The 17,362-nt window shown below is 27.9% G+C and carries 16 protein-coding genes, 1 tRNA gene and 1 other RNA gene; 3 read left to right on the top strand and 15 right to left on the bottom strand.

The features are described 5' to 3' along the window. Positions 1 to 35: 35 nt before the first annotated feature. From ACD570_RS03055 to ACD570_RS03015, 9 genes are read right to left on the bottom strand one after another with little or no spacing between them, the layout of a single operon-like run. A complete protein-coding gene (locus tag ACD570_RS03055) occupies positions 36 to 1,856 on the bottom strand; it encodes a motility associated factor glycosyltransferase family protein (protein WP_417904378.1) in 1,821 nt (606 codons plus the stop codon). Then, on the bottom strand, positions 1,853 to 3,106 hold the full coding sequence (locus ACD570_RS03050; RefSeq protein ID WP_417904377.1) for a DUF2920 family protein: 1,254 nt from the start codon (positions 3,104 to 3,106) through the stop codon (positions 1,853 to 1,855). The genes ACD570_RS03055 and ACD570_RS03050 overlap by 4 nt, the downstream gene beginning before the upstream one ends. Then, positions 3,096 to 3,611 carry a prepilin-type N-terminal cleavage/methylation domain-containing protein gene (locus tag ACD570_RS03045; protein WP_239819951.1) on the bottom strand — a complete coding sequence of 172 codons (516 nt, stop codon included), beginning with the start codon at positions 3,609 to 3,611 and terminating at the stop codon, positions 3,096 to 3,098. The genes ACD570_RS03050 and ACD570_RS03045 overlap by 11 nt, the downstream gene beginning before the upstream one ends. 3 nt (positions 3,612 to 3,614) lie before the next feature. Next, positions 3,615 to 4,622, bottom strand: coding sequence for a tRNA (adenosine(37)-N6)-threonylcarbamoyltransferase complex transferase subunit TsaD (tsaD, locus tag ACD570_RS03040; RefSeq protein ID WP_200280635.1), 1,008 nt, complete (start codon positions 4,620 to 4,622; stop codon positions 3,615 to 3,617). After that, positions 4,619 to 6,007 (bottom strand): M99 family carboxypeptidase catalytic domain-containing protein, encoded by a 1,389-nt coding sequence (locus ACD570_RS03035; RefSeq protein WP_239819953.1) that lies wholly within the window; start codon positions 6,005 to 6,007, stop codon positions 4,619 to 4,621. Before ACD570_RS03035 ends, tsaD begins: the two co-directional genes overlap by 4 nt. Next, positions 6,007 to 7,080 (bottom strand): 1-deoxy-D-xylulose-5-phosphate reductoisomerase, encoded by a 1,074-nt coding sequence (dxr, locus tag ACD570_RS03030; RefSeq protein WP_337210124.1) that lies wholly within the window; start codon positions 7,078 to 7,080, stop codon positions 6,007 to 6,009. Before dxr ends, ACD570_RS03035 begins: the two co-directional genes overlap by 1 nt. Further along, entirely contained in the window at positions 7,077 to 7,802 is a 726-nt protein-coding gene (locus ACD570_RS03025; RefSeq protein WP_417904376.1) for a phosphatidate cytidylyltransferase, read from the bottom strand. The genes dxr and ACD570_RS03025 overlap by 4 nt, the downstream gene beginning before the upstream one ends. A gap of 10 nt (positions 7,803 to 7,812) precedes the next feature. Beyond that, the gene (locus tag ACD570_RS03020) at positions 7,813 to 8,151 is read right to left on the bottom strand and encodes a hypothetical protein (RefSeq protein ID WP_337209599.1); all 339 of its coding nucleotides are present in this window, start codon (positions 8,149 to 8,151) and stop codon (positions 7,813 to 7,815) included. 2 nt (positions 8,152 to 8,153) lie between these two features. Further along, on the bottom strand, positions 8,154 to 9,461 hold the full coding sequence (locus ACD570_RS03015) for an NFACT RNA binding domain-containing protein (protein WP_337207653.1): 1,308 nt from the start codon (positions 9,459 to 9,461) through the stop codon (positions 8,154 to 8,156). Between the two features lie 61 nt (positions 9,462 to 9,522). On the opposite strand from ACD570_RS03015, the gene ACD570_RS03010 reads away from it, so the two are divergent. Next, the gene (locus ACD570_RS03010) at positions 9,523 to 10,098 is read left to right on the top strand and encodes a molybdenum cofactor guanylyltransferase (protein ID WP_337205007.1); all 576 of its coding nucleotides are present in this window, start codon (positions 9,523 to 9,525) and stop codon (positions 10,096 to 10,098) included. Next, entirely contained in the window at positions 10,095 to 11,093 is a 999-nt protein-coding gene (locus tag ACD570_RS03005) for a phospholipase A (protein WP_337207652.1), read from the top strand. The genes ACD570_RS03010 and ACD570_RS03005 overlap by 4 nt, the downstream gene beginning before the upstream one ends. Before the next feature lies 1 nt (position 11,094). Here ACD570_RS03005 and ACD570_RS03000 read toward each other — a convergent pair. The 4 genes from ACD570_RS03000 to nrfH all read right to left on the bottom strand — a co-directional run bounded on the left by ACD570_RS03000 (position 11,095) and on the right by nrfH (position 14,221). Continuing rightward, positions 11,095 to 11,184, bottom strand: a tRNA-Ser gene (locus tag ACD570_RS03000). Between the two features lie 59 nt (positions 11,185 to 11,243). After that, positions 11,244 to 11,798 (bottom strand): hypothetical protein, encoded by a 555-nt coding sequence (locus ACD570_RS02995; RefSeq protein ID WP_417904375.1) that lies wholly within the window; start codon positions 11,796 to 11,798, stop codon positions 11,244 to 11,246. 83 nt (positions 11,799 to 11,881) lie between these two features. Continuing rightward, positions 11,882 to 13,714, bottom strand: a complete 1,833-nt coding sequence (locus ACD570_RS02990; RefSeq protein WP_417904374.1) for an ammonia-forming cytochrome c nitrite reductase subunit c552 — start codon at positions 13,712 to 13,714, stop codon at positions 11,882 to 11,884. A 15-nt stretch (positions 13,715 to 13,729) separates the two neighbouring features. Beyond that, on the bottom strand, positions 13,730 to 14,221 hold the full coding sequence (nrfH, locus tag ACD570_RS02985; RefSeq protein ID WP_337198778.1) for a cytochrome c nitrite reductase small subunit: 492 nt from the start codon (positions 14,219 to 14,221) through the stop codon (positions 13,730 to 13,732). Positions 14,222 to 14,479: 258 nt separating this feature from the next. Here nrfH and ACD570_RS02980 point away from each other — a divergent pair, with 258 nt between their 5' ends. Continuing rightward, the gene (locus ACD570_RS02980; protein ID WP_337199391.1) at positions 14,480 to 16,564 is read left to right on the top strand and encodes an RNA degradosome polyphosphate kinase; all 2,085 of its coding nucleotides are present in this window, start codon (positions 14,480 to 14,482) and stop codon (positions 16,562 to 16,564) included. Here the strand turns inward: ACD570_RS02980 and ssrA are convergent. Then, positions 16,565 to 16,923: a transfer-messenger RNA gene (gene ssrA, locus ACD570_RS02975) on the bottom strand. 1 nt (position 16,924) lies between these two features. Continuing rightward, complete coding sequence (locus tag ACD570_RS02970) at positions 16,925 to 17,335, bottom strand: histidine phosphotransferase (RefSeq protein ID WP_200280663.1); 411 nt, start codon at positions 17,333 to 17,335, stop codon at positions 16,925 to 16,927. Between the last annotated feature and the right edge of the window lie 27 nt (positions 17,336 to 17,362).

Genomic DNA, 17,362 nt, shown 5'->3' with positions numbered 1-17,362 from the left:
AACTTTATACTATTTTTTAAAATTTTGATATAAAATTAAATGATTTTTTCCAAACTTCCTTTTATTGTAATTAATTTTTCAATTAACAAAATAAGCCAATTTTTATAAACTTTGATCATTAATAGCAAATATTTTTCTTCTTCTTGAATTTTTAAAGTAATAATTTGACTTAATTCAAAACCTCTTTTAAAAAAAATTCCTCTAAAAATTCCCTCTTTAAAAATTTCATTTTTTTCTAAAACAAAATTAAAATTTTCTATATTTTTATAAATATTTGATAAAAAATTCAAAGGCAATTTATCTTCATTTAATAAAATTTTTTCCAAAGCATTATATAAAATCTTAGCATCTTCTAAAGTTTGATTAATAATATGCAAATCTTTTTTTAAAATTTCTATAACTTTTTTCAAAAATTTGTCACTTCTATTTGAAGTTAATTTTTTTGGAATTTCTAATATTTTTTTCTTTTGATTAGCAAATTTTAAACAACATTCTTTAAAACTAAGCTCTTTTGTAAAGGCTATCCTAGCTCCGCCTTCAGTAGCATTACAAAAATTAGCTTGGGTGTTATTAGCAAATAAAAATTCTAATTTTTTTCTATAATCATCCCATCCGATATGAGTAAAAACTTCTTTAACTCCGCCATAAGCTAAAGTTTTTAAACTGGGAATATTTAATGCAAGATCAGCATCTTTTCCTAAGATAAAATCACTAAAATGAGAATTACCTTTATCATTGTAAGCTAAATCTTGACCTATTATAATAATATTTTTAAATCCTAAAGCTAAAGCTAAAGTATAGCACATATGACCCACATGTGTTCCAACTTCTAAATAACCAAAATCAAAAAGATTTAATTTTTCATAAGTTATATCTCCATTTAAAACTATAGCAAAATTGATATTTTTTAAAAAATTAACAACACTTGGATGAGTGCTTTGAGCCAATATAAATAAAGTTTTCTCTAATTTATTGATATCAATATCTTTGAAAAATTCAATTGGATATTCTTCTAAATCTAAATTTAAAATATAATCAGGAATTATATCATTTTTATAAAGCAAAGGAAAAGCTCCATCAGCACAAAAAATCACAAAATTTTCTTGGTATTTTTTTAAAAGTGGAATTTGTTTTTCAAGACTAGGTCCAGCACAAACCACTATACAATTTTCAAATTGATTTTTTCTTTCTTGGATAATTCTTTGAAAAGGAATACTTTTTAACATTAAGGGGATATTTTGTATAAAATTATCATAACATATTAAAGGTATTTTAGAACTAGGATCTAAATTTCTAATAATAAAATTAATGGTTTCGTAGATCTTATCATTTATTTGAGAAATTTCATCTATAAAATATTTTTGATAATAAGAGTTCATAAATATTTCATAAAGACTTAAATATTCAAACATATCCCTTTGACCAAAAAGTATGCTTAGTTGCATATTTACTTTTTCCTCATTGATATCCACAAGATAAATTTTACCATTACTTAGTTCTTTGCTAAGATCAATCACGCTTAAAGCTAAAATAAAAAGCTCTATTTCGCTTTCAAAAATAAAAATATATTTATAAAAAGAAATTAAACTTTTAAGCAATAAAGCATTTCCTATACCATAAATACAAACAAAAGGATATCTTAAAGTTTTTTCCAAAATTGCATTTTTAAAATAGTCAATTTCTTGGTTTACATCATTATACATAAAAACTTGATTTTTTAAATCAAAAATATTTAAATTTTCATCTAAAGAAAAACGGGTGCATTTTTGATTTTTTAAAAAATCATTGAGTTTTAAGGCTAAAGGTTCATTTGTTCCGCTAGCTAAAGCTTGGATATTTTTTTCTAATATATTCATTTATTTCCTTTAATCTCCAAAAATATCTTATCCTCTTTTTGAGTAAAGCTATAAAGTAAATCTTCACAAGGATAACTTATGCTTTTATCTTTATACTCTTTTTTAGGATTATTTTTAATCTTTTCAAGCATAATAGGAAGTTCTTTTTTTATAAGTGTTTTTATAGACATTCCCATACCATGATCCAAACTTTTTATAAATTTTCCATCAATTTGAATTTGGTCTTTAATCATATAAAGTTTTGCATCAAAATAATATTTTTGAAAAATACCATAAAGCTCTATTTTATCTTCTGGTGGAGCTATCCTTCTATCATAAAAAGAATGATAACTCACATAATAAGGTTTTGGATAAGTTGATTGGATTTGAAGATGACTTGGTTCTAATATATTGCGAATCATGCGTCTTGCTGGAGAAAAAAAATAAGGCGAAGAGCTATTGCTCGTCCAAAAAGTTTTACTAGAACAACGTACGCATATATGATCAAAGAATTTAAATGTATCAAATTCAGAATACTGCATAAAATCAATCTCTTTTCCAAATCCAACTAATTTCCAAAGAAATTTAGCATAACTAGAATTATCGATCACACCATTTATAAGCCATGGAGCAATTTTTGCAGCCAAATGAGATAAATATCCTCCATGAGAACTACCGATCATAATCACAGGAATACCCCCCCCCATGGTATCAAAAGGAGCATTTTTCTTTAAATAAAGGGCTACATTTATAAGATCTTGGGCTTGCATAATGCCAAAATTTTGATATTCATTTTTTGCAGGTTGTAAACTAACATGAAGATTCAAAAAATAATCCAATCTAAATTTACCCTCTTTTTTTCCTTTTATCAAAGTTTGATTAATAAAATGAAAAATTTCACTCATTTGATCATAATTTTGAATTTTATCTACACTATAGGGAAGTTTTATGCCTGCAGCTTGAGTAGTAGCATCTAAAATAAGTTTATCAATCTCATCTAAATAAAAAGTTGATCCAGTTTGAGGACGATTTCCTATACAATGATAATTTACACTAACCACAGCTACATTTAAATCACTTGCTATTGTTTGTGCCAAATGCTCACGATAATTATCATCAGCATCGCCACCTAGCCCTGGGGTAATAAAAACTAAAGCTTCTAACTTTTTTTCATCATCAAAACAAAGTTTAAACTCAAGTTTAGATTCTCTTTTTATATCAAGTTCAACATCATCACAAGAATCAATCTCGTAAATTCTATTAATTTGCATCATTGACCCCTATTAAAGTATAAGTTTTTGAGGCAAGGTTTTTAAAATGTTCATTTTTACTCAAAGATACACAAGCTTTACTTTTAGAGGTACTTGTAAAATCAATGTTTTCCAAATCAGAACTAGAGCCATTTTCTATAACTTTTTTGCTAGTTTCATTACTTGAAATTCCCATCAAAATAAAATCTGATTTATTAACAAATACAAGTTTTAAACACTGTTCATCATCACCTACGCGAAAATTTGCTTCTTTTATTCCGCTAAAATCTTTTAAATCAATATTTTCAACCCCGCTAACATTACTCATGGATTTTATAGTACTTAAGGCATCATTTTTTAAAGCATAAATACTGATATCATTAATCAAAGTTTTTAAATTATTCAAAGATTTACTTATTTCTGCTTCATCTTTGCTTGAGCTTAATTTAGGCAAGGCAATAGCTGCTAAAATTCCTAAAATAATAATCACAAAAACAAGTTCTAAAATCGTAAAAGCTTTTTTCATTATCTACATCCTTAAAAAATTTTGACTCCTAGGGCTAAGAATTTCTTGATCTATTTTCACAAATTCAGATCTTTCATAAGCATCCACTGCAGCTCTAGCTATCATTAAAGCATTATCAGAACAATAATTTAAAGGAGCTAGTTTTAATTTTATATGATATTTTTCACACAAGCTCTGCAAACGAGAACGTAAATTTAAATTCGCACTAGCACCCCCAACAATACCAAATTCTTTAAAAGAATATTGTTTAAAAATCTTCTCTAATTTATCTATGATATGTTCGCAAGCAGCCTCTTCAAACCCATAAGCAATTTCTGCTTTTATATTTTCATCCAAATTTTCATACTTTAAAATTTCTAAACGCACTGCATTTTTAAGCCCTGAAAAACTATAAACTAACTCTTTAGAATGTTTTAGAGGAATGCTAAATTTTATATTTTTATTTTTAGCATTTTTGGCTAAATTTTCTATAATTACCCCTCCTGGATAAGGCAAATTCATCATTTTAGCCACTTTATCAAAACTCTCTCCAAAGCTATCATCACTTGTATTGGCTAAAATTTGAATTTCTTTTTTATTATTGATATAAAGCACCATAGTATGCCCACCGCTGACAAGCAAAATTCCTATATCAAAAATAGCTTTTTCCTCCAAAAAAAGACTATAAATATGACCTTTAAGATGATTGATTGCAATTAGAGGTAAATTTAGACTCAAAGCTAAAGTTTTTGCCATTGTTATACCTCCAAGTAAAGATACACTTAGTCCAGGTTCGTTTGTTACCGCTATGGCACAAAGCTGATTAAAATAAGATTTACATTGTTCTAAAATACTCGGTAATGCTGCGCTATGAAGCCTAGCCGCAAGTTCTGGAACTACTCCCCCATAAACACTATGCTCAAGCTCTTGAGATATTTTCTTATAAAAAATACATTTTAAATTATCTTTATTAATAATAGCAATAGAACTATCATCACATGAACTTTCTATCGCTAAAATTAAATTTTTCATTCAAATTCCACTAAAATAGAGCCGATAAATTTATCTTTAGTTTTTGCAGACTTTAAGATACTTGGATCTAAATTTTTTGTTTTTTTAATCAATTTTGCATCAATGGTATTTTCTAAAAGTTGTTGTAAATTCGCCCATCTTAATTCATAAAATTCTACACGATAAATTTTACCCGCCATATCCAAAGAATAAGCTTGCTGCATATCTTTTTTATGTATAAAAATATTACTCTCATCTTTACCATGATCAAAACCTATAATATTAACGCGTACTCCTTTGATACTAGGAATTAAAAAATTTTCTTTAACCTTTACCTTGGTACCAAAATGCACGATAAGATCTTTTTGATCTACTTTTATAGCTACCTCATCAAAAGGATCACTAAATTCTAAATACTCAGGATAAATTCTTGTTTGGAAACGATTGCCATACTGAACAAAAAAAGAAGAACCATCAGCAATAACAGCTGTAAGCTCATTGCTTGTATTATAATTTAACTCTTTATTTACCGGAAAAGGTAAATATTTGATCGTTTTTCTTGGATTTTTTAAAGAAAGCAAAATTCTATCATCAAAAAGCTTTACCTCAAGCTCACGATTTATCGCTTCTTTTACACCCTCTGGAGTTAATTCAAAATCTCTTGTAAATTCTATACCTGCTGTTTTTAAGTAATTTTCAATCGCTAAAAGATGATAATACGCTCTTAAATTAACAGGTAAATTCTTACTTGCCTCATTGGCAAAAGCTGCTTTATGATGAGATATAACAAAATAAGTAAGAGCTTTAAGCATTTCTGTGTCGCCTAATTCTTGTGTTTTGGTATTTTTCAGATGATAAGCATGCTTAGGATCAGCCAAAGAAGAATTGACGCTATTAACAGTTTGCGTTGCTATATTTTCAAGATCAGGATATTTACTTGCGTTAATTTCACTTGTATCAATTACGCTAGAATTTCCCCACCTTTTAGGATTTTGCAAAGCATCAACATAGGTAGGCTTATAAAATCCCCATCCATCATGAAGATTGATCACCATACTCACTTCAGGTAATAAAATAAGCTCTTTAATACGCTCGATCGTTTTATAATCAGGATCCTTTGGACTAATGCTTGCAAATTTTCGGTTTAAATCGCCATTATTCCCACGAGAACGCTTAATAATACTATCAAAAGCTAAATTAGGCGCTACTATAATTTTTCCCTTAGTAATATTATAATCACTCAAAAGCAAACTTGCAGCATGAAAACCGCCAGGCTCATCGCCTTGAATCCCACCAAAAATTAAAACCGTATTATTATCATCTAAGCTTTTTCCATTTTCTCCTACACTAAATTCTAAAGCAAAAATATTTGTATATAAAAACAATACAACTAAAAAAAATCTCATTAAATACCTTTTAAATATTTCCTTGTTTTATCATCATATTCAAAAACTTCTTCAATACTTGAAATTTTAGGAATTCCAAAATGATCAATAGCCTTAAAAATAGTTTTTGAAATATCTAAAAAACTAGATTTATAATTTAAAAAATTTTCTACTCCAACCTCATTAGCCGCATTAATAATAACACCTAAATTAGGTTCTTTTAAAAATAAATCTTTAAGTTTATAGACAGGATATTTTCTTGTGCTTATTTCATGAAATTTTAAACTAGAAAGTTTAACAAAATCAACTGGTTCTAAAATTTTTTCTTCATGAGAAGAAAAAATAGCTTCTGAAATAGCAAGCTTCATATCAGCTCTTGAAAAATATGCCGTAGTAGCACCATTTTTAAATTCACACATTGCATGAACAATCGATTTTGGCTCTATTAAAGCATCGATATTTTTAAAATCATACAAATGATATGCTTCTATAATCTCAAAAAGCTTATTTACCATAGTAGCACTATCTATAGTTATCTTAGACCCCATCGTCCAATTAGGATGTTTTAAGGCATCTTTAGGAGTGGCATTTTTTAAATCTTTAATTTTGCTCTTATAAAAAGCTCCACCACTAGCTGTTATATAAAGTTTTTTTATATTTTTTTTATCTTTAAGTAAAAAATTTAAAGCTGAATGCTCACTATCAACAGGGATAATTTTAGCCCCTTTTAAAAAATTTCCTGCTACAACTAAGCTTTCTTTATTAGCGAGGGCGATTTTTTTACCTAATTCTTTTGCTTTAATCGTACTTTTTAATCCTGCAAATCCCACTACAGCATTAAGTAAAAAATCATCTTCACAATTTTGCAAAATCTCTTCTAAACCAGCTTGACCTATAAAAACCTTATCATGCTTTACTAAATGTCTATCTTTAGCATTTTTAATAGCAACAAATTGAGGCTTAAAAATTTGAATTTGCTCATTTAAAAGTTTAATATTTTCCCCGCATGCAAGGGCTGAAATTTTGATATTTTTTAAAACGGCAAGCTTAAGGGCATTTATCCCTATGCTTCCAGTACTTCCAAAAATAATCATAAAAAGCTAACCATAACAAAAGCAGCAATAATCACTGCATCAATCCTATCAAGTAAACCACCATGTCCTGGGATAAGATCTCCACTATCTTTTACTCCCGCTTCTCTTTTAAAATAGCTTTCTAGCAAATCTCCTATAACTGCCATAAAAGCTGAAAAGAAAGAACAAAACAAAGAAAGCCAAAAACCATAGACAAAAATTCCTATTAAGCTTCCAAGTATACTAGCAAAAATAAGTCCACCTATAACACCTTCTAAGGTTTTATTAGGACTTGTAGGAGAAAAGGGAGTTTTTCCAATAAGTTTTCCTATAAAATACGCAGCACTATCACAACTTGCAACAATTAAAATCAACCAAAATAAAGCAAACATCCCATGAGTCAAATATATTTGCCAAAGTGCTAAAATAGGTAAACTAGGATATAGATAAATCAGAACAGGTTTTAAATTTGACTTTTTGTATACTTGATATCCTAAAATTAAAAGTGTGGCTAAAATTCCTAAAAACAAAGGTTTTAACATCATAGTGCCCAAAATAAAAGCTAAGACTAAAGGTATAATACTTATTTTTTCTAAATTAAAAAGTTTTTTTGCTTCATTAAAAGCCAAAAATAACAAAATTCCAAAAATAATAAAATTAATAAAAAATTGATCGATTAAAGCAATGATAATCACTGCTGCAACCATCAATAAACCCCAAATAATCCTAGTTGAATTAAACATTTTTTATCCTTTAAATACTCATATCGATATGGTGAATACTTTGCATATCTTTAAAATTTTCTTTTTCTTCATTTTCTTCGCTAGCTTCTTCTTTATCATTTTTTTCTAATTCTTGTTTATGTTTTTTCTTTTTTTCTTCTTGTTCTGCTTTCTCTTTGATCTCTTCTTTTATATCATGAGTTTCATTGACTTTTTCAAGCTTATCAATCACCTTTTCTTCTTCTTTAGTTGCTGCCATATTAAAAGCAGCAGTAACTCCTTCTTTTGCAAGCTCATTACTCGCTTGAGTTGCTGGATAGGCCATATTTTGGTTGATAAAATTCATATTTCCTAAAGGGCTTACAGGCATATTTAATCCTTTATAATATTAATACTTTTAAAATTAATATAATTTACAAATGCTTTTTGCTGAACCTTGACAAAATTTCTTAAAGTATAATCGACCCAATAAGAACCTTTTTTTAACTTTGAAAAACTCACGCAAAGTTTTGCGGCAAATTCTATCACATCTTCGCTAATACTTCTCTTGTTTGAAACAATAATCACATGAGAACTTGGAACATCTCTTACATGGAACCATAAATCATCCTTTTTTGTATTTTTTAATAAAATTTCATTTCCTTTTTCATTTTTTCCCACACAAATTTTAAATTCTTGAATATAAAAATAAGCTATATGATCGCTTTCTTTATTTTCATTACTTTTTCTATTGCTTTTTTTTGGTAATAAAATTTCAAGCTCAAATTCATCTTTTGCTTGTCTTAGCAATTCTTTTAAATTTAAAGCAAAATTTAACTTTTGCTCTAAATTATCCCTTTGTATATTTAAATTTCTAGCTCTTTGTTCTAACTTTTTAGCATTTTTATAAAATAAATTAGCGCTATCTTTAGGGCTTATTTCGAGTTTAAAATGTATTTTTTTATCTTCAAAATCATTAAGTTCAAATTCTCTTTCATAATCTTTTAAAATACTTAAATTTGCAAATAAAATATCTGCTTTTTTTCTATATTCTAAAGCTTTTTCGATTAATAAATCTTCTTGTTCTAAAGATTTTAAAATTTCATTTAAATTTTGTATTTTTTTATCAATTTGCGCAAGCTTTGAAATCTTAATTTGATGAATTTTATTTTGACTAATAGATTTAAATTTATTAGCAAAATAGAGATTAAAATCAACAATTTTTTCATAATGATCATCCATTTTATAAGGTTTTAATAGTTCTAAAACAATATTGGGCTTTACAATACGATAACTTTTGTCAATATGTCTTAAAGCCTCGATAATCATTTCATTTGCATCCGTAATAATCACATTAGTATTTTTACCTGTAAATTCAAAATAAATTTTATTTTCATAGCTTTTATAGGACTTATTTGTAAAGGTATGAAAACATAAAATACGATTATCTTGCAATACTTTTACATCTTTTAATAAAGCATTGCTAAAATATTTTTTAAGCATAAAATCAAAAGGAGCATGGTAATTTTTAGCGTTTAATTTAGCGGTATAAATTGCACTATCCATTCGACTCAAATCAAAAATAAATTTTTGTCTATCAAGGCTAAGTTCTAAAACATTATCATTGATACGTTTTATAAAATCAACTTTTTTAAAATTGCTAAAAAAATCTTTTAATTGCAAAAGTTCTGTATATTTCATAAAAAAATTATAAGATATTTTAGCGAATTTATGGTAGAGTTTTTAAAAAAGGAATGAAAATTTGAAACTTAAAGAATTAAATTGTGTGATTTTATGTGGCGGAAAATCAAGTCGTATGGGCGAAGATAAAAGTAAATTAAAAATCAAGAATGAAACTTTAAGTGAATTTCAAGTCAAAAAAATGTCACACTTTTTTAAAAAAGTTTATATAAGTGCTAAAGAAGATAAATTTAACAAGCAATTTTCTCTTATAAAAGATGATCCAAAATTTCAATTTTATTCCCCTATGCTCGCACTATATTCTATATTTTCTTATTTTAAGGATGAATTTGTTTTTATTTTAAGTGTAGATAGTCCCAATATCAGCGAAAATGAAATTTTAAAACTCTATTCCTTTTTAAAAGGAGATTATCACATTGTTATAGCTAAAACAAAATCTTATAAACACCCTTTATGTGGGTTTTACCATAGCTCTTTAAAAAATTTATGTGAAGAATATTTAAAAAAAAATGAACATAAAATAGGATTTTTGTTTTCTCAAGTTAAGACTAAATTTGTAGAATTTGAAAATGAAGATGCCTTTTTAAATTTAAATTTTTATCAAGAGTATGAAAAATTCAAAAGTGAGTTTAAATGAAAAAAATAATTTTATTTTTCTTGATCTATAATCTAGCTTGGGCTGAAAATTTTGAAGAAGCCATGGAATTTGAAAAAAAAGGTGATTATAAAAAAGCTATACAAATTTATAAAAATTTACTTTTAAAAGCTCAAAATCAAATGCAAAATCAATCTTTTACTGATAAAAAGTCTGAAAAAATTAAGGTTTCAAATACTCAAACTTTTAAAAATAATCCACAAAAAAAGGAAGATTTTTCTAAACTTGCCTTAGCAAATTATCTTGATGAAAATACAGGTTTTAATCCTCTTGGTATTACAGCTTATAAAATGAATTATTTCTTACCTTTTGCTTATAGTTTTGGATCGCTTGGAAATGATAGTCGCAAAATGGAGACAAAATTTCAACTTAGTATTAAAAAAAGATTATTTGAAAATTTATTTGGACTTGATGAAAAATACTATATAGGTTATACTCAAACTTCTTGGTGGCAAAATTATAAACATTCCTCCCCTTTTAGGGAAACCAATTATCAACCTGAATTTTTTGTAGATTTTCCTCTTTATCTTAAAGATTATCCATTTTTTAATAATCTTCGTTTAGGTGTATTGCATGAAAGTAATGGCAAAGGCGATGAAAATTTGGAATCTCGCTCATGGAATAGAATCTATGTTTCAACTGCTATTTTTTATAAACGCTTTTTATTTGTTCCTAGGATATGGTATAGAATTCCTGAAGAAAGAAAAGATGATGATAATCCCGACATTACACATTATTTAGGAAACTTTGATTTAAATTTAGGATATTTAGGCAAAGATTATTTTGCTAATATAATGCTAAGAAATAATCTTAATTTTCATCGTAATAAAGGCGCTATCCAAGTTGATATAGGATATGATATTTTTAATAATGGAATTTATTGGTATTTACAGTATTTTAATGGCTATGGAGAAAGCTTAATTGATTACAATAAAAAACTACAAAGACTTTCTACTGGATTTTTAATATCTTATTAAGTGGCGGACAGAGAGGGATTTGAACCCTCGAGACCCGTTAAGATCTGCACCCTTAGCAGGGGTGTGGTTTCAGCCACTCACCCATCTGTCCTTAAAAATAAAAGTAAAATTATATAGTAATTTAAATAATACTTAGCTTAAAATAAAAATTTAAAGACTCATATAAGCTAAAATAAAAGTAATTAAAAATCCCAACGACAAAACAAATAATTGTCTTTTTCTATCTTTCTTATTTGCAAAGAATGTGATTATAAGACCTGAAATATAAAGTAAAAATAAAGTAACTCCAAATCCAATACTCAGTATAGAAAAATACCATAAGCCTTTATCTTTATGCAGCATAATCATATCACCTAATAAAGATCTAGTATTAAGAGTAATAAGATATTCGTTTTCATTAATGGGTGCTATGTTGGCACTATAATGAACTGTACCTATAGTTATTCCCTTATTTCTACTTTTTATAGGTTCAATATTTGATGGAAGTTTTAATTTATTTTCTATAAGATATTCTATCAAAGCCTCTTTTTCTTTACCTTTTTGTATATATTGATTTAATTTATAAGTTTGCACTTCTAAACCGACATTTTGATTAAAGCCTAAAATATAAGCAATTCCTGAAATTGCAAATATCAAAGCACAAGGTAAGAAAAATAAACTGAGATAAATATGAATTTGTCTAAATATTTTATTTTTACGAATCATTTTTTCCAAACTTTCTAGTTATTTTTGAAAAATTGTAACAAAAAATGCGAAAAAATACAAATCCCGAAACTAGGATTTGTAACTTATTTTTTATCTATAAATTTATAATTATAAGGAGAAAGATTTTTATCTTCTTTTAAAAGTTCTTCTGGAGGATTAATATTAACATCTTTTTCATTCCCATAATAACGCTCTCCTGCTTTATGGGCATTAACATCGACTTTATAATAAAGCTCGCCTGGATTTAATTTCTGAATATCTTCAAAACCTAAATTTGAAATTTGAAAATCTTTTATGTTATTTGCATTTGCAATTTCCAAAAGCTTAGCTTGTCCCATTCTTGTCATATTTATAGCTTGAAAAATAATTCTCGAAGCTTCACGTGGATTATGAAAACCTGTTGAATTTTCAGCATTAACAAAATCAACTCTCATTTGAGATTTCCTATGAAGCTCTAAAATATCTTTTAATTCTGCACTGATTTTAGTTTCATCTGGTTTATTATCAATTTGAAATTGTTCCATAGTACCTAATTTTTCACGTAATTTTTTAATATCCATTATAAAGCTTACCAAAGCATATTCAGCTGTTCTTTGCTCTGAAGCAACTATATTTTGTATATCTTTAACTTGCTCTCTTAACTCATTTTCACTTTGTTTATGACAAGCTTTACAAGCTGAATTAATATCTCTTAAAGGAGAAGTGATATTGTGCTGAGAAATCTTCTTAGCACCTTCTCTTATATAAGGCATATGGCAATCTGCACAACTTACACCATTTAAAGCGTGCACACCACCGCTATAAAGTTCGCTTTCAGGGTGTTGAATTTTAATAATTGGCGCCCCTGTAAGTTTGTGTATAAAATCTGCACCAAATATCGTACGAATTTTATCATAGTACTCATCAAACATTTCAATTCTAAATGGTTGCCCTTTTTTCCAATCATCCCAAGGAAAAGTAAGAATAATACCATTAGTTTGTATTTCTTTTGCTTTATTACCATCTCTCCAAAATTCATACTCATCGTAAGTTTTTTGAGTGCCATCCCACCATTTTTTAGAACTATCATCAGCAATACTTTCCCCCATTACTTTAACTTTTTCTCCAGTTGGTTTAAAATAATATTCCACATGACATTGAGAACAAACTAAAGTTCTCATTTCTTCTCTACTTGCTTTTATACCTTGAATAGAATCTTTTTCATAACCTCTTACTACTAAAGCATTAATAGCAGCTTGGCGGGTTATTCTTAAACTCATATCGCTTGGATTATGGCAATCTGCACAAGTTACACCCATTCTTTTTCCGCCATGTGCTCCAGCATGCTGTGGTGAATTTTCTATAATACCATTAGCTGCAGGAATATTTTTCATCATCGTCCAATAATTTGTAGAATTAAATGCAACAAAGTCTTCTTTAGCAACGTTTTTAATCAACCACGGAGTCCATCCACTATGACAATTCATACAAGCTGTAGGCTGTCCTTTAAAAGCTTTAAATCCATGGGCATTTAAAAAATCTTTATTATTTCTTGCAGTTTTCATTTGATCAATTTGAACCCAAAAATGACCTCTTTCTTCATTAGCATCAATACTAAAAGGATAACCTGCCCACAATATAGTTAATTGAGGAAAACGAATCAATTTAGAATAAGCTAAGTTGCCACCAAATTCAGTAGCTTGCGGCTTTTCTTTTTCAACCTTTAAATACATATCAAGCTGCTCAGGAAAAACCTTACCCCATCTCTCATAATTAGGATCATCATCACTTAACAAAGAAGGATCAGCGCTTATAGCAATTGTATTTTTATTTGCTTCATCTTTCTTTTTTTGTTCAATATCATTATTAAGCCATAAAACACCCAAAATAAGTAAAACAAGAATAATAATACCTAAGCGTAAAATATTTTTTTTCATGACATAATCTCCTTATTAAATTCCATGTTTATGACCCACGTCTTTATGGCAAGAAATACATTTTAAAGAATCATGTGCGTGGGGATTAGTAGTTGCATTAATTGCTGTTTGTGCAAAGTCTGCATGACAATGGATGCAATTTTGCTGTATAATTTCTCGACTTTTATTGTTTGCACTTAAATTTGTAGGAAGTTCATCGAGTTTAAAGGTAAAAGCATAAGCATGGCCTAATCCACTTTGTGCTTTAGCAATCCATTTGGCAAAAAATTCATGAGGTAAATGACAATCCACACAGGTTGCTCTAGGTTCACCTTTAAACTTTTTAGAGTGTGGTCCTTGCATATATTCATTATAAACTTCATTCATAATATGGCAGTTATTGCAAGATTCACTCGCACTACTCAAATAAGATGTGCCTTTTGCATTGTAAAAAGTATAAAAGCCGATAATAAAAAATATAAAAAGCAAAACAAGAAAAATATTAAATAAACTTAAAGTTTTTTTCAACCCTATACTCCTTAGAAAAGTATTTAAATTAAAAAATAACTTGAAATGCTAACGTAAATATTGTTAATAAATATTTAAATATATTTATATTTAATTAATTAAATTATTTTTTATTTTTTATATATTATATTATTTTAGAAATATATTTAATTTAAAATAAAATTCAAAGTTTATTTTATAAGGTCTAAATTTTGTAAATTTGATAAAAAATCGTTGATTTTCAAATGTTAAAATTAAAATAAAAAAAGGAAATTTTCTATGCAAACAACTCCTGATATGTTTTTAAATAGAGAACTTTCATGGTTACGCTTTAATTCAAGAGTTTTAAATCAATGCACAAAATCAATGCCTTTGCTAGAAAGACTTAAATTTATCGCTATATATTGCACTAATTTGGATGAATTTTATATGATACGTGTTGCTGGACTTAAGCAATTATTTTCTGCAGGTGTAAATACAAGTAGTAGTGATGAAATGACTCCTTTAGAGCAACTTAAAGCCATACGTAAATATTTGCATGAAGAAAAAGAATTATTAGAAGAATATTTCAAAGAAATCACACAAGAGCTTGAAAAAGAAAATTTATTTATTAAGCAATACGATCATTTAGATGAAAATTTAAAGCAAAAATGTGATGAATATTTTTTCTCAAATATATTTCCTGTAATTGTCCCTATAGCTGTTGATGCAACTCATCCATTTCCGCATTTAAATAATCTATCTTTTTCTTTAGCGGTTAAAATTTGTGACAAATCACATCCTGAGCTTATTAAATTTGGAATGGTAAGAATTTCAAGAGTATTACCTCGTTTTTATGAAGTAGTTTCAAATATTTATGTGCCTATTGAAAGTATCGTTCATCAACACATTGAAGAAATTTTTCCTGGCTACAAGCTATTAGCTTCAGCGGCATTTAGAGTAACAAGAAATGCGGATATGGTTATCGAAGAAGAAGAAGCAGATGATTTTATGATGATACTTGAGCAAGGTTTAAAACTAAGAAGAAAAGGTGCTTTTGTTAGACTTCAAATTCAAAAAGATGCAGATGAACAAATAGTTGAATTTTTAAGCACTCATATGAAAATTTTTCACAAAGATGTTTATGAATATTCTACCTTGTTAAATCTTCCTAGAATTTGGCAAATCGTAGGAAATAAAACTTTTACTCATCTTTTAAGCCCCCTTTATACACCAAAAACCTTACCGCCTTTTGATGAAAATTTATCTATCTTTAATGCAATCGATAAAGAAGATATTTTAATCATTCAACCTTATGAAAGTTTTGATCCTGTGTATAAATTTATAAAAGAAGCAAGTCAAGATCCTGAAGTTATTTCTATAAGAATGACACTTTATAGAGTTGAAAAGAATTCAAACATCGTTCAAGCTTTAATTGATGCTGCTAGTGAAGGAAAACAAGTTACAGTTATGGTAGAGTTAAAAGCTCGTTTTGACGAAGAAAATAATTTGCACTGGGCAAAAGCTTTAGAGAATGCAGGCGCACATGTTATTTATGGAATTAGAGGCTTTAAAGTACATGCTAAAGTTTCTCAAGTGATACGCAAACAAGGAGAAAAACTTAAATTTTATATCCATTTAAGCACGGGAAATTATAACGCAAGCAGTGCAAAATTATATACAGATATGAGTTATTTTACTAATAAAGCTGAAATTGCTCAAGATGTAACAAGTTTTTTTCATATTTTATCTGGCTTTAATAAAAATCGTCGTCTTAAAACTCTTTCTATGAGTCCTAATCAAATCAAAGAAAAAATTCTAGAAATGATCCGCATAGAAACAGCTAAAGGTGGCGAAGGTGTTATCATTGCTAAAATGAATTCTCTTGTAGATAGTCATATTATAAAAGCTCTTTATGAAGCAAGTTTGCAAGGAGTTCAAATCGATCTTATCGTAAGAGGCATTTGCTGTTTAAAACCCAATCAAGAATATAGTAAAAATATACGCGTAAGAAGCATAATAGGAAAATATCTAGAACACGCGAGAATATTTTATTTTAAACATAGTGAACCTAATTATTTTATATCAAGTGCAGATTGGATGCCAAGAAATTTAGAGCGTCGTTTAGAACTTATGACTCCAATTTTTGATGAAAGAAATAAAGCTAAATTGGCAGAATTTTTACGTTTGCAACTTAGTGATAATACCCTAGCTTATGAATTACAAAGCGATGGAGAATATATTAAAGTTGAGCAAAATGATAAAATTATAGATTCTCAACAAACCTTAGAAGATTATGTTAATAAAATATATCAAACTTTGAAAAAAGATACAGATCAAGCTAAAGCAACACAATTAGCATCAAAATTATTTAAGGAAAATTAATGGTGGAAGCGAGGGGAATTGAACCCCTGTCCAAAAATAACCCCGCAAAGACCTCTACATGCTTAGTAAAGATGACTTTTCACTATATTTCGCTCATCTTCCAAAACTTAAAAATATAGCTAAGACTTTAATTTCACTTAAAATGCGTCAAGTTTTAAGCTACACTATCTTAAGATGACCAAATTTTAAGCTAGATAGTATGACTTAAAATTCAGGCTCAACTGAACTTACGCAGCTTTAGCGTAAGCAGGAGCAAATTTAACGTTGTTTGCGTTTAATTTTATTTAGGCTTTTTACGCTTTGCCCAAAGCGACATGCCATCCAAGCAGACCTACTCCTGTCGAAGCCAAGTCGCTCCCATTATTTAGAAATAATATTTGGAACATTAACAATTAAAGGATTAAAAACAGCTAAAACTGAATCATCATTTTCATATGAACGGCAATATTTTTCAAATTGGTCACTGACTAAAAGCATCCAATCTGTAAATTCTTCACTAGCTGGACCTTCAAAACGATTTGCTTGTGCCATCATTTCTTCACAAAATACACAAAAATCAGTAATCTCATTAAGCTCTAAGCGCCTTGCAGCCCATGCGGTATTGTGTGCTAAAGTTTCAAGTTCTTTAATTGCTTCTTTATAACGCACACTATCACTACCTAGCTTTATAATCAAAGGTTCAAACCTATCGCACATTGTTCTAAAAAATTGCAAAAACTTTTCTATATCGTCAATTTCATATTCTAATTCTAATTTTGTTAAAATTCCCATTTTTAAACCATATTATAAAGTTTAAGT

It is taken from the genome of Campylobacter sp. LH-2024 (genome assembly GCF_048270605.1).
In the GTDB taxonomy this organism is placed as follows: Bacteria; Campylobacterota; Campylobacteria; order Campylobacterales; family Campylobacteraceae; genus Campylobacter_D; species Campylobacter_D molothri.
The sequence above is the reverse complement of the archived record's forward strand: the minus strand, read 5'-3'. Positions and strand labels throughout refer to the sequence as shown.